The sequence below is a fragment of the Hymenobacter cheonanensis genome (genome assembly GCF_030581075.1).
GTDB lineage: Bacteria > Bacteroidota > Bacteroidia > Cytophagales > Hymenobacteraceae > Hymenobacter.
On sequence record NZ_JAUQSW010000010.1, the window covers coordinates 60312 to 72731 of the forward strand.

General features: G+C 63.8%; 10 protein-coding genes. 7 read left to right on the forward strand and 3 right to left on the reverse strand.

Features of this window, described 5'->3' with window-relative positions; genetic code table 11:
* Positions 1 to 80: 80 nt before the first annotated feature.
* The gene (locus Q5H89_RS17695) at positions 81 to 674 is read right to left on the reverse strand and encodes a carboxypeptidase-like regulatory domain-containing protein (protein WP_305020678.1); all 594 of its coding nucleotides are present in this window, start codon (positions 672 to 674) and stop codon (positions 81 to 83) included.
* Positions 675 to 892: 218 nt separating this feature from the next.
* Here Q5H89_RS17695 and Q5H89_RS17700 point away from each other — a divergent pair, with 218 nt between their 5' ends.
* Complete coding sequence (locus tag Q5H89_RS17700) at positions 893 to 2653, forward strand: class I adenylate-forming enzyme family protein (protein WP_305020679.1); 1761 nt, start codon at positions 893 to 895, stop codon at positions 2651 to 2653.
* On the forward strand, positions 2646 to 3761 hold the full coding sequence (locus tag Q5H89_RS17705; RefSeq protein WP_305020680.1) for an acyltransferase family protein: 1116 nt from the start codon (positions 2646 to 2648) through the stop codon (positions 3759 to 3761). The genes Q5H89_RS17700 and Q5H89_RS17705 overlap by 8 nt, the downstream gene beginning before the upstream one ends.
* A 92-nt stretch (positions 3762 to 3853) precedes the next feature.
* Here Q5H89_RS17705 and Q5H89_RS17710 read toward each other — a convergent pair whose 3' ends face one another.
* On the reverse strand, positions 3854 to 4309 hold the full coding sequence (locus Q5H89_RS17710) for a hypothetical protein (protein WP_305020681.1): 456 nt from the start codon (positions 4307 to 4309) through the stop codon (positions 3854 to 3856).
* Positions 4310 to 4471: 162 nt separating this feature from the next.
* Here Q5H89_RS17710 and Q5H89_RS17715 point away from each other — a divergent pair, with 162 nt between their 5' ends.
* From Q5H89_RS17715 to Q5H89_RS23310, 5 genes are all read left to right on the forward strand, one after another.
* Positions 4472 to 4705 (forward strand): hypothetical protein, encoded by a 234-nt coding sequence (locus Q5H89_RS17715; protein WP_305020682.1) that lies wholly within the window; start codon positions 4472 to 4474, stop codon positions 4703 to 4705.
* Between the two features lie 191 nt (positions 4706 to 4896).
* Positions 4897 to 6087, forward strand: a complete 1191-nt coding sequence (locus tag Q5H89_RS17720; protein WP_305020683.1) for an efflux RND transporter periplasmic adaptor subunit — start codon at positions 4897 to 4899, stop codon at positions 6085 to 6087.
* 197 nt (positions 6088 to 6284) lie between these two features.
* Positions 6285 to 9524: an efflux RND transporter permease subunit gene (locus tag Q5H89_RS17725; RefSeq protein ID WP_305020684.1), complete on the forward strand. Its 3240-nt coding sequence runs from the start codon at positions 6285 to 6287 to the stop codon at positions 9522 to 9524.
* Positions 9525 to 9632: 108 nt separating this feature from the next.
* The gene (locus Q5H89_RS17730; protein WP_305020685.1) at positions 9633 to 11186 is read left to right on the forward strand and encodes an efflux transporter outer membrane subunit; all 1554 of its coding nucleotides are present in this window, start codon (positions 9633 to 9635) and stop codon (positions 11184 to 11186) included.
* Positions 11187 to 11429: 243 nt separating this feature from the next.
* Positions 11430 to 11738 (forward strand): energy transducer TonB, encoded by a 309-nt coding sequence (locus tag Q5H89_RS23310; protein WP_369810674.1) that lies wholly within the window; start codon positions 11430 to 11432, stop codon positions 11736 to 11738.
* Here the strand turns inward: Q5H89_RS23310 and Q5H89_RS17740 are convergent.
* Positions 11716 to 12372: a class I SAM-dependent methyltransferase gene (locus Q5H89_RS17740; protein ID WP_305020687.1), complete on the reverse strand. Its 657-nt coding sequence runs from the start codon at positions 12370 to 12372 to the stop codon at positions 11716 to 11718. The two genes, Q5H89_RS23310 and Q5H89_RS17740, sit on opposite strands and share 23 nt — an antisense overlap.
* Positions 12373 to 12420 lie beyond the last annotated feature (48 nt).

The following is a 12420-nucleotide window of genomic DNA, read 5'->3' on the forward strand; positions in this document are numbered from 1 at the left end:
AGCTTGTGGCAGCGCACTCTTAAAAAAGGCGGCCCGCGGCCCGCCGCCCGCCGGCCACCTGGCAGCGGCGCGGCCAGGGGCTAGCGCTGCCCGCGCCGGCCCTTGGCCGGCGGGCCGGGGCTAGCGCCGGGGGCGGGCAGCAGCGTCACGGTGAGGGGCTGGCCGTCGTGGCTGCGGGCCGTTTCGTCTTCGTAGCCGGCGTAGCCTATTAAAAACGTGTTCTCGCCCTTGGGCACCTCCAGCAGGTAGCTGCCGCTGGCATCGGTGCTGGTGCCCCGGCTGGTGCCGCGCAGCAGCACGGTGGCGCCTACCAGGGGCTGCCCGCTTTCGTCGAGCACGCGGCCGGCCTGCAGGTAGGTGGCGGCCGGGCCGGGCGCCGCCGGGGCAGGCTTTGGCGAGGTAGGCCGGGCGGCGGCTACAGTTATCTCGGGCGCCGCCACTGGCTCGGCAGGGCGCAAAGCGGGGCTGGCCGCCGCCTGGGTTGTGGCCCGGCTACCGGGCGCCGGCCGGGCCGGCGCGGGCACCGGGGCCAGCGCCGAAGCCTGCACGGGGGCGCTGGCGCTGGTGGGCGCGGCAACCGACTGCTCGGGCCCACGGCTACAACTGGCCAGGGCCCCGGCCAGCAGCAGCGAGGCTTTGGCCGGCAGGCTGCGTACCAAAAAAAAGGAGTTCATGAAGGAGCGCAAAAAGGCCGGGCCAGTTACCCGGCCCCGTTTCGGCTGCCAAGATACCCCACAGCTGCCAGCCCTGGCAGCCCGGTATAGTAAGTGGCACCGTTAAAAAAGCGTCGGCGCTGGTAACTTGCTCACCAATTTGCCCTTTAGGCAATTATTTGCGGCCCCAGCCTACAGCCCCGTGCCGGCTGCCCGGCCGCACCTTTCTGCTATGAAAAATGTCTGCTTCTGCTGCGTTTAACCGCGACACCATTCCTGATATGCTGGGCCAGCGCGCCCGGTACAATGCCCACGACGTGGCCTATTGCTTTCCCGAGCGGCAGCAGGCCTATACCTGGGCGCAGCTGTGGGCCGAAGTGCAGCAGCTAGCCGGTGGCCTCCTTCGCCTGGACATCGGAAAAGGCGACCGCGTGGCGGTGCTGCTGGAAGGCCGCGCCGAGCTTATTGTGTCGCTGCTGGGCGTGGCCACCGTGGGGGCCGTGGTGGTACCCATCAACACGTACTCGACTAAGAGCGAGCTGGAAACTTATTTTCGCGACGCCCGGCCCGCTGCCTTTATTATGGGCACGGCGGCCCGGCAGCTGCCTTATCTGGGCCTGGCCGCCGACCTGCGCGCGGCGCACGCAACCCCGGCCACGGCGTGGCTGCCGCGCCACGTATTTGTGCTAGGGGCCGCGGAGGCCCTGCCTGCCCCCTTCCGGCCCTATGCCGACCTGCTGGCCGCAGCCCCACTGCCGGCGGGGCAGCTGGTGCAGGCGTGCCGGGCCGTGCGCGCCACCGACCCGGCCTTTCTGCTGTACACCTCCGGCACTACGGGGGTGCCCAAAGGCGTGCTTCGGTCCGTGGCTTCCTTTTTGGGGCTAGCAAAGGAAAAGCGGGGCCTCAGTGGCCGGCTGCAAGCCACCGCCCAGCGCCTGGGCGACCGCTACACCCGCCGCCTGGCCATTATGAGCCTGCTGCCCCTCTACCACCTCGGCGGCATCGGCACCCTGTTTACTTCCCTGCGGCTCTGCAACGTGCGCACGGTGCTGCTCACCCACTTCAACCCCCTCACGGCGCACGCCGTGACGGCCGCCGAGCAGTGCAAGTTCCTGATAGGCACGCCTTTCATGATACAGGCCATGTTTGCGGCGCAGCCCGCGGCGGCCGGGCAGCTGCCCGGCGTGCTAGGGGTGGTTTTTGCCTCGGCGGCCGTTAATGGCCCCATGCTCATGCGCATTGCCGATAAGCTGCCCAACCTGCACTTCTTCACCGTCAGCTACGGCTCGTCGGAGGCGGGGGCTGTGGCCAACGGCACCTGCCTGCTGCACAAAAAGCGCAACCTGATGGTGACGCTCTTCATTCGGCTACTGCGCAGCATCAACCTGCTCAATGGCCTGCTGCCCTACGAGGAGTTTCACCAAACGCCCTATAGCATTTGTGGGCAGGTAGATAAGGCCGTGGAAATATGCACCCGCAACCCGCACACGGGGGCCCTGCTGCCGCCCGGCCAGCCGGGCGAGCTGCTGATTCGCAGCCACCGCGTAATGCGCTACGCCCACGAAGAACTACTCCACGATAGCTTTCTGGCCGATGGCTGGTACCGCTCGGGCGACATTGGCTACGTCGATGCGCGGGGGTGCCTGTATCTCTCCGACCGCCTCAAGCGGCTCATCTCGCGCGGGGGCGAGAAGATTTCGCCCGTCGAGGTCGAGCACGCGCTGCTGCGGCACCCGGCCGTGGCCGAGGCCTTCGTGGTGGGCGTGCCCGATGAGCTGTACGGCGAGCAGGTGTGCGCCGCCCTGGTAGCGCACAGCAGCATTGCGCTCGACCTCAGCGCATTGCGTGCCGAGCTGGCGGGCAGCCTGTCGCAGTTTAAGGTGCCGAAATATTTTGTGGTACTGCCCGCCCTGCCGCTGTCGCCCACCGGCAAGGTATCGAGCGAAACTATCAAGAGCCTTGTGTTGCCGCAGCTTGGTGCGGCCCTGCCCCATGCGTAAGTACTACTCCGGCATCACGGTATTTAAGCTGGTGGGCTCGCTAACGGTGCTGCTGGCCCACATCAAGCTACCCAGCGCGTACCTGGCGCTTACCTACCGGGTTGCGGGCCTGGCGCAGATGATGGCCGTGGTAGTGCCCTGCTTCTACATGGTATCCGGCTTTTTGGCCTACCAGGGCTGGACGCGGGCGGCTAGCCCCGGCACGTATATTCGGCGGTACTTGCTGTGGATAAGTGCGGTTTACGCGCTGTTTTGCGGCTATTACCTGGCTACTACCACCCTGCCGGCGCTTATAGGCAACTACCAGGCGCACGTGGCGCTGGGCGGGCCGGTGCGGCTGCTATTCGACGTTTTCTTCTTGCAGGGGCCGGCCTATTCGCTGTGGTTTGTGCCACCGCTGCTGGCTGGCATCGGCACCACGTATTTTTTCGAGCGCCGGGGGTGGTTTCGGGCAGTATGCCTGCTGGCGCTGGCGGGCTTTGGGTTTGCGCAGCTCACCTACGGCCCCCTGCGCGTGCTGGCCGAGCGCCTGGGCCAGCCCGTGCCCTGGTGCACCGGCCGGCATGCGCTGCTGGTGGCCAAGCTAAGCGCCAATTACCTCGGCATTGGCTTTCCGGCCGTGGTAGCCGGCGCGTGGGTGGCCCGGCACGAGACTGTCTTTCTAGGTATGCGGGCCCGCTGGCTGGCGCTGGGTGCCGCTGGCTTGCTGGTAGCCGAAACCTGGTTTTTGTGGTGGGCCACGGGTGGGCACTATTCCTACACGCTGGTTTTCAGCATGGCGCCCATCAGCCTGCTGCTTTTTTTGGGAGTGCTACGCCTGGAAGCTCCTGGTATCCGGGCCTACCACACGCTCATAAACCGGTTTAGCATGGTGGTTTTCTTTGCCCACGTGCTGCTCATCCGCGCCAACTACCTGGTGCTGAACTGCCCTGCCCTGGGCCTGGCGCCCGGGCAAGAGCTGGCCTGCGTGGTGCTTACCCTACTAGAATCGGTGGCTCTCACCCTGCTGCTTACGCACTACCTGGCCCGCCGCAGCCAGCGCGCGGCCCCCGCCCCCGCGCTGGCCCTGGCCAACTACGAGCCCGCTACCCAGCCGGGCCTGCGCTAGCCGCGCTTATATTTTGAAACAAAAATTTCCCGGCTGCCGGCCTTGCAGGGCCCACAACCGGGAAATTCTGTATTTCGAACAGTCTGGTGCTGCTACTTGCTGCTTTCGTCCTGGGTGCGCTGCACCGAGGCGCCGGGCTTGTCGTCGCCCAGCTTCTGCTCGTGCATCCGGATGCCTTCGCCCTGCTCATCAAGCTCGTAGCTGCCCTCCTCCGTAAAGCCCGGGCCCTGGGCCTGCTCGCCGGAGGTAGTGTGGTTGCTGCCGCCCTGGGGCTCGGTTTCCGAGCCGCCGATGTGCAGGTTGGCCAGCTGGTCTTTCTGGTCGCTGCGCTGGGTATAGCCGTTGGCGCCTACGTTGCGGTGGGCGCTGGCGTCATCGCTCTTTTTATTGTTGCTCTGGTCTTCCTGGTAGTCGCGCTGCTTGGCTAGCTCCTCGTTGTGGCCCGCCGGAATGCTGTTGGTCGGGTTCTGGTTGGGGGCGTCGGTTTGCTGGCCGTCTTTCTTGGGCGTGGTGCCGTCTTCTTCGAATAGCTCGTCGCTGAGAATCATAAATCGGGGTGGGAGGTTTTACGTAGTGGCTGGTTACTGGCTGAGGCCCGCGCCGCGTGGGGGCCACGCTGCCGGGCGGCGGCCCTAGCATGTACGCGCCGGCTAGCCCGAAGTTGAGCCCGCCAGCCCCTTTTCTTTGTCTTCTCTTCTACCGCCTTCCTCATGGATTTCGCCAAGCTCTATCGCCCCAGCCACTTCAACTCGTGGCAGTTTATTGCCTTCACCGGGCTGCTGATGAGCGGCGGGGCCGAGCTGCTGCTGCGCTACGTGGTGCGCCGGCCGCTGCCGGCCGGCTACGGCTGGCTCTACGTGTGCTGGGCCGCCCTTTTTGTGGTGGGCGCGCTGGTCAACATCTTTGGCAAGCCGGCTGCCCCGGGGCAACATCACCACCACTGAAAGCAAGTAAATAGCGCCTGAAAATGAGCCCGGTGGCGTAGTGGGCCGCGTTCGGCCGGCCGTTCACCGCCCCCTCATAACTCTGCTGGCCCCATCGGCCGTATAGCAGCGTCTGCCGGGATAGTTGGGGGCTTCGTCTTTTAGGAAGCGGCTAGCCCAGCCGCCCGGCCCGACTTATCCGTTTCAAGACGATGCACACTCGATTACCGGGCCTCGCCGCCGGGCTGCTGGCCCTGCTGAGCCTAGCCGCCTGCGGCTCCAAAAAAGACGATACCGCCAGCGACGGCAAGCAAGGCAAAGGCGGCAAGGATGGTGGGCCCCAGCCCATTAAAGACTACCCCGTGCTCGTGGTAAAGCCCGACACGGTGACGCTCTACCAGGACTACCCGGCCACCATTCAGGGCCAGCAGAATGTCGAAATCCGGCCCAAGGTCGATGGCTTCGTTGAGGCCATCTACGTTGATGAAGGGGCTAGCGTGAAAAAGGGCCAGAAGCTCTTTCACATCTCGGCCCCACAGTACGAGCAGGAGGTACGCACGGCCCGTGCGGGCATCAAAACCGCCCAGGCCGACGTGGACGCCGCCCGCATGGGCGTGCGCAAAGTGCAGCCCCTGGTGGCGCGCAATATCATTAGCAAGTACGAGCTGGAGGCCGCGCAGTACACCCTCGAAAGCAAGCTGGCCGCGCTGGCCCAGGCCCAGGCTACGCTGGCCAACGCCCTGACCAACCTGGGCTACACCACCATTACAAGCCCGGTCGATGGCGTAATGGGCAGCATCCCGAACAAAATCGGGTCGCTGGTGAGCAGCACCTCCACCGACCCGCTGACTACGATTTCGAGCATCGGCAACGTGTACGCTTATTTCTCGCTCAGCGAGAAGGCGCTGCTCAATTTCACCCGCCGCCGGCCCGGCAATACCCTGCAGGACAAGCTGGCCAAGGTGCCCGACGTGCGCCTGGTGCTGGCCGATGGCACGGTGTACCCCTACCCCGGCCGCGTCGAAACGGCTATCGGCCAGATAAATACCGAAACCGGGGCTAGCAGCTTCCGCGCCACGTTCCCCAATCAGCAGGGCTTTTTGCGCAGTGGCAGCAGCGGCTCGGTGCGCACGTTTCAGCCCATGGACAACGTGCTCATCATTCCGCAAAGCGCTACGTATGAGCTGCAAGGCAAGCGCTTTGCCTACGTGCTGGGCCGCGACACGGCCGCCCACGCCCTGCCCATCACGGTGGTGCCCACCCCCGATGGCGCCTCCTTCGTGGTGCAAAAGGGGCTGAAAGCCGGCCAGGAAGTAATCGTAGACGGTATTAACGGGCTCAAGGAAGGCACGAAAATCAAGCCTAAGGTGGTGAAAAAGGCTACCACGGAAATGGCGGGCTAGCCCCCTCGTTCTTGCGTGAGGCCCCACTCCCCGGCCCCCTCCCCTTTGGGAGAGGGGGAGCCTGACGATTAGCAAAGCTCTTTACTAACAAGACTTTGTGCTGAAAGCTAATTTTATTCTCTTCCTGCCTAGGCCCCCCCCTCTCCCAAAGGGGAGGGGGCCGGGGGGGTGGGGCCCCACGTAAGGATTACAACTCTATGCTAAAAATATTCATCGAGCGCCCCGTGCTCTCCACCGTCATCTCGGTTATTATCGTGCTGCTGGGCATTTTGGGGCTGCTGTCGCTGCCCATTGCGCAGTACCCCGACATTTCGCCGCCCACGGTGCAGGTGTCGGCCAGCTACGCGGGCGCCAACGCCGACGTGGTGCTCAAGAGCGTGATTGTGCCGCTGGAGGAGCAGATAAACGGCGTGGAGGGCATGACCTACATGACGTCCTCGGCCACCAACGATGGGGCGGGCTCCATCCAGGTGTATTTCAACGTGGGCACCGACCCCGACCAGGCGGCCGTAGACGTGCAGAACCGCGTGGCCAGCGCTACCAGCCTGCTGCCGCAGGAGGTGACGCTGGCCGGCGTGACGGTGCGCAAGCGCCAGAGCAGCAACCTGTTGATTTTCGCGCTCTACTCCGACAACCCGGCCTACGACCAGACGTTTCTGCAGAATTACGCCCAAATTAACATCGTGCCGCAAATCAAGCGGGTGAACGGCGTGGGCGATTCCAACGCCTTCGGCTCGCGCGATTACGCCATGCGCGTGTGGCTCAAGCCCGATGTAATGGCCATTTACGGCCTCACGCCGGCCGATGTCACGGCGGCCCTGGCCGACCAGAACGTGGAGGCGGCGCCCGGCAAGTTTGGCGAGAACTCCGACCAGAGCTTTCAGTACGTTATCAAGTACACCGGCAAGCTGCTGACGGCCGACCAGTTTGGCGACATCGTGCTCAAGGGCACGGCCCAGGGCCAGCTGCTGCATCTCAAAGACGTGGCCCGCATCGAGCTAGGGGCCCAGGCCTACAGCAGCAACAGCGCCACGTTTGGCAAGCCCTCGGTAGGCATTTCGGTAAACCAAACGCCGGGCTCCAACGCCCGCGACGTGATTGAGAAGTCCATCGCGGTGCTGCAAGCCGCCGAGAAGGACTTCCCGGCCGGCATTCACTACACCAACCTGGTGAACATCAACGACTTCCTGGATGCCTCGATTGACAAGGTAATCCACACCCTAATTGAGTGCTTCGCGCTGGTGTTCCTGGTTATTTTCATCTTCCTCCAGGATTTTCGGTCTACTATCATTCACGGCGTATCGGTGCCGGTGTCGATTATCGGCACGTTCTTTTTTCTCAAGCTCTTCGGCTACAGCATCAACCTGCTCACGCTCTTTGCGTTGGTGCTGGCTATCGGCATCGTGGTTGACGATGCCATTGTGGTGGTCGAGGCCGTGCACGCCAAGCTGGAAAGCGGCTACACCTCGCCGCGCCGCGCCGCCATCGACGCCATGAGCGAGATAACCGGCGCCATCGTGAGCATCACGCTGGTGATGGCGGCGGTGTTCTTGCCGGTCACGTTTATTACCGGCTCGGTCGGCGTGTTTTACAAGCAGTTCGGGATAACGCTGGCGGTGGCCATTCTTATTTCGGCCATCAATGCCCTCACGCTGTGCCCGGCCCTGGCCGCGCTTTTTCTGCTGCCGCCGCACCACGAGGAGGACAAGAAGGCCGAGAAAAAGACGCTTATGCAGCGCTTTGGCGTAGCTTTTAACGCGGCCTACGACGCGCTGGTGGCCAAGTACACCCGCGCTGTGCAGTTCCTGATGGGCCGTAAGTGGCTGGCCCTGGCGGGCGTGGCGGGCTTCGGCGTGGCCTTGTACGTGCTGATGACGAGCACCCCTAGCAGCTTCGTGCCCAACGAGGATATGGGCACCATTTTCGTGAACGTAAGCCTGCCGCCCGCCTCCACGCTGGAGCGCACCACGGCCGTTAACAACGAGGTCGATAGCCTGATTCGGACCATTCCGGCGGTGCGCGGCACGCTGCGCATCACGGGCCAGAACTTCCTAGCCGGCGCGGGCAGCGCCTACGGCATGGTTATCGTGCGCCTCAAGCCCTGGGATGAGCGCAAGGACATGAACAACGAACAAATTATCAAGAAGATAACCGCGCTCACGGCGCACATCCGGGCCGGCGATATTCGCAGCATCTCGCAGCCCACCATCACGGGCTTCGGGGCCACGGGCGGCTTCACGTTTCAGCTGCAGGACAAGGGCGGGCACACCACGGCCGAGTTCTATAAAGTGGCCCAGGACTACCTGGCCAAGCTCAGCCAACGCCCTGAAATTCAGTTTGCCACCACGGCCTTTAACCCCGGCTTTCCGCAGTACCAGCTCTCGGTGAACGTGGCGAAAGTGAAGGAAGCCGGCCTCACGGAGAAGGACATTCTGAACGCCATGCAGGTGTATTACGGCGGCTCCTACGCCTCCAATTTCAACCAGTTTGGCAAGCAGTACCGGGTAATGGTGCAGGCCGACACCTCGTACCGCGCCAACCCCGAGGGCCTGAGCAAAATATTTGTGCGCAACGCCACGGGCAGCATGGCGCCCATCACCGAATTTGTCACGCTTAAGCGCATTTACGGGCCCGAAAGCTTGTCGCGCTTCAACCTGTTCACGGCTATTTCGGTGAACGGCTCGCCCAAGGAGGGAACTAGCTCGGGCCAGGCGCTAGTGGCCATTCAGGAGGTGGCCAAGCAGCTGCCGGCCGGCTACGGCTTCGAGTTTTCGGGCATCAGCCGCGAGGAGGAAGGCAGCGGGCAGCAGTCGCTCTACATTTTTGCCCTATCGCTGGTGTTCGTGTACCTGCTGCTGAGCGCGCAGTACGAGAGTTACATCCTGCCGTTTGCGGTGCTGCTTTCCATCCCGATTGGCCTGAGCGGCACGTACTTATTCGCCAAGATTTTTGGGGTCGACAATAATATCTACCTCCAGATTTCGGTGATTATGCTCATCGGCCTGCTGGCCAAGAACGCGATTCTGATTATCGAGTTCTCGCTAGCCCGCCGCCGCGACCACGGCCTGGAAATAGTAGACGCAGCCCTCGAAGGTGCCAAAGCCCGCCTGCGGCCGATTCTGATGACCTCGTTTGCCTTCGTCTTTGGCCTGATGCCGCTGCTGTTTGCCAGCGGGGCGGGGGCCAATGGCAACAAGGCCATCGGGGCGGGCGCCATTGGCGGTATGCTGTTTGGCACGCTGGTCGGGGTGTTCTTCATCCCGGTACTGTTCATGATTTTTGAGGGCTTGCAGGAGCGCATCAGCGGCCCGCCCAAAACCAAGCAACAGCTCGAAGAAGAGGAAGCCGGCGGCGGCCCGCCCGCCCCCGAAGGCGCCAAAAAGCCGGACGAACCGAAGCCCGAAGGCCAACCGGCCGTGCAGCCCGCTATGGCGTAGGGGCTAGCCCCGCGCCCCGCCCACCCTCCTCCCAGCCGCCGCGTACAAGGCAGTAACTGACTTATAATGAGTACATGTAAATTATTTCGGCCGGCTGCTGCCCTGCTTTTGCTCGCTGCCGCGAGCAGCTGTGGCATCCTGCACCCGTATGGCCGGCCCGCTACGGCCACCACCGGCCTCTACCGCGACGCGGCCACTACTGACACCACCACCCTGGCCAGCCGCCCCTGGCAGCAGCTCTTCACCGACCCGCTGCTGCAAAAGCTCATCAGCGAGGGGCTGGCTAACAACCGCAACCTGCAAGTGGCCGATGCGCGCATTGCCCAGGCGCAGGCGCTGCTGGCCCAGAGCCGGGCGGCCTTTTTGCCTAGTCTGAACGGCCGGGCCACTACGACCCTTTCGCGGGCGGGTGGGGCTTTTGTGAGCACCGGCACCGGCGGCAGCAGCACCACTACGGGCACTACCACCGGGGGTACCACTACCGGGGGCACTACCACGGGCGGCGGTACTACTACCGGCGGGGGCACCACCACGGGGGGCGGTACTACTACGGGCGGGGGCACTACTACCGGCGGCACCACGGGCACGGGCACTACCACCGGCACCACCACCACCGACCAGTCGACCATCGTGACGGGTGGCGCGGCTCACCAGTATCTGCTAGGCCTGAGCAGCAGCTGGGAGGCCGATGTGTGGGGCAAGCTGCGTAGCACCAAGCGCTCGTATGTGGCGGGCCTGCTCCAGAGCGAGGCCTACCGGCGCGTGGTGCAAACCCAGCTCATCGCCGACATTGCCGACAACTACTACTCGCTGCTGGCCCTCGATGCGCAGCTCGAAATAACCCGCCAAACGGTACAGAACCGCATCAAGGACGTGGAGGTGATGAAGCTGCTGCTCGAAGGCGATGTGGTAACCGGCGCCGCCGTAGTGCAGAGCGAGGCCCAGCGCTACGCCGCCGAAGTCACCATTCCGGACTTGCAGCGCAGCATTCGGGAGGCCGAAAACCTGCTGGCCACGCTGCTGGGCCGCACGCCGGGCCCCATCGAGCGCAGCACCCTAGCCACTCAGGATGCCCCGCCCGCTCTGCTCACGGGTGTGCCCGGCCAGCTGCTGCGCAACCGCCCCGATGTGCAGCAGGCCGAGTACGCCTTCGAGGCCAGCTTCGAGCAAACTAACGCGGCGCGCACCTATTTCTACCCCAGCTTCACCATCACCGCCAACGGCGGCCTCACCAGCACCACGCTCGAAAACCTGTTTTCGCCCACGGCTATCTTCGCCAGCATCGTGGGCGGGCTAGCGCAGCCAGTGTTCAACCAGGGCATCAACCGCCTGCGGCTGGCCCGCTCGCACGCCTTGCAGCAGGAGTACCTCTACACCTACCAGCAAACTATGTTCACGGCCGGCCAGGAGGTGTCAAATGCGCTGTTCTCTTACCAGAGCGCCACCGACAAGGCGCGCATCCGGGCGCAGCAGCTCGACGCCCTCAACAAAGCCGTAGACTACACCCAGGAGCTGCTGCGCGCCGGCTTCGCCAACTACACCGAGGTGCTCACGGCCCAGCAAAGCCTGCTGCAAGCCCAGCTTAACGGCGTAAACGACCAGCTGCAACAGCGCCAGGCGGTTACGGACCTCTACCACGCGCTGGGCGGCGGCTGGCGGTAACTACCTTGAGTGGCACCAGATGCTGAAGCTTTGGCTAAATCTGGGCAAAGGTTTTAGGAAAGCTTTTAGCTTTGCTGCTTACTCATACCGTCCATGCAGCATTTTTCCGGCAGCTACCTAGTCCGCGCCCTCAAAGTCGGGGCCTTTGCTTGCTTATCGCTAGGCCTCCACCACGGAGCCCAGGCCCAGACTGCGGCGGGCGATACCCTGGCCAAGGCTAAGGTTTATACCGAAGCGGAGCAAATGCCACAGCTGCCGAAAGCGAATAGTAAGTATACAAACAAGGAAGCAGTGATAGCCGCCATTCAGCGGGCATGCCGGTATCCGGCCGAGGCGCTGCGCAACCGCGTACAGGGCACAGTCCTCATCGGCTTTACCGTGAACCAGCAAGGTGAGATACGGGATATACGGGTTGAGCAGGGCGTGAATACTGACCTTGACGAAGCCACCGTGGCGGCCGTTAAAATGCTGCCCAGGTTCCGGCCGGGCCGGCAAAGCGGGCAAAACGTGGCCGTTCGGTACACGCTACCTATTCGCTGGGCTGTTCAGTAGCCGGGCGGCTGGTTGCGCTGCCCCTATGCATAAAAACCGTAAAATCCCCATCGCGGTAACCTTCTACCAGCTCCACGCCAGGGGCCAGCGTTTGGCAAAAGGCCACAATCTCGGCCGGGTCATATGCAGCCAGCGGACCGCCGCCCTCGGGCTCCCAGCTCAGCAGATTAAAGCCCAGGCCGCGCCGGCTGCTACCGTAGAGCTTCTCGATGGCTTCGTAGATGAAGCGCGGCCGGCGCTGGCGGTAGTTGAGCGAGCCGCTGGCCAGCACGTAGTCGCTAAGCGGCAGCGGCGCCCGCAAAAAATCGCCGGTGGCTAGGGTCACCGCCGGGGCATGGGCGTAGCGGGCCTGGGCCAGGGCCAGCAGCTCGGGCATTTGCTCGATGCCGTGGTACTGCACCCCCGCAAAGCGCTGCCGCAGAAACGGATACAAATCGGCGTAGCCGCAGCCCACATCCAGCACCGAGCAGTGGGCGAGGTCGCCAATCTGGCTCAGGATTTCGAAGCGAATGAGCTGGCCATCGGGCTGCCAGCCCAGGGCGCCGGGGCTGCCGGGGCCATACTCGCGGATGCGCTGCCGGTGGTAGCGAAACACGGCCGCGTTGTCGAGCAGCTGCCCTAGTCGTTTGCGCATCAAAAAGTTGGGGTAAATGCTGCTGGCTTTACCCAACTTGCGCGGCGG

Bases quoted from the DNA above. Each gene is read 5' to 3' on its own strand.
- Q5H89_RS17695 (WP_305020678.1), bottom strand. From the start codon at position 674: ATGAACTCCTTTTTTTTGGTACGCAGCCTGCCGGCCAAAGCCTCGCTG.
- Q5H89_RS17700 (WP_305020679.1), top strand. From the start codon at position 893: ATGTCTGCTTCTGCTGCGTTTAACCGCGACACCATTCCTGATATGCTG.
- Q5H89_RS17705 (WP_305020680.1), top strand. From the start codon at position 2,646: ATGCGTAAGTACTACTCCGGCATCACGGTATTTAAGCTGGTGGGCTCG.
- Q5H89_RS17710 (WP_305020681.1), bottom strand. From the start codon at position 4,309: ATGATTCTCAGCGACGAGCTATTCGAAGAAGACGGCACCACGCCCAAG.
- Q5H89_RS17715 (WP_305020682.1), top strand. From the start codon at position 4,472: ATGGATTTCGCCAAGCTCTATCGCCCCAGCCACTTCAACTCGTGGCAG.
- Q5H89_RS17720 (WP_305020683.1), top strand. From the start codon at position 4,897: ATGCACACTCGATTACCGGGCCTCGCCGCCGGGCTGCTGGCCCTGCTG.
- Q5H89_RS17725 (WP_305020684.1), top strand. From the start codon at position 6,285: ATGCTAAAAATATTCATCGAGCGCCCCGTGCTCTCCACCGTCATCTCG.
- Q5H89_RS23310 (WP_369810674.1), top strand. From the start codon at position 11,430: ATGCCACAGCTGCCGAAAGCGAATAGTAAGTATACAAACAAGGAAGCA.
- Q5H89_RS17740 (WP_305020687.1), bottom strand. From the start codon at position 12,372: ATGCGCAAACGACTAGGGCAGCTGCTCGACAACGCGGCCGTGTTTCGC.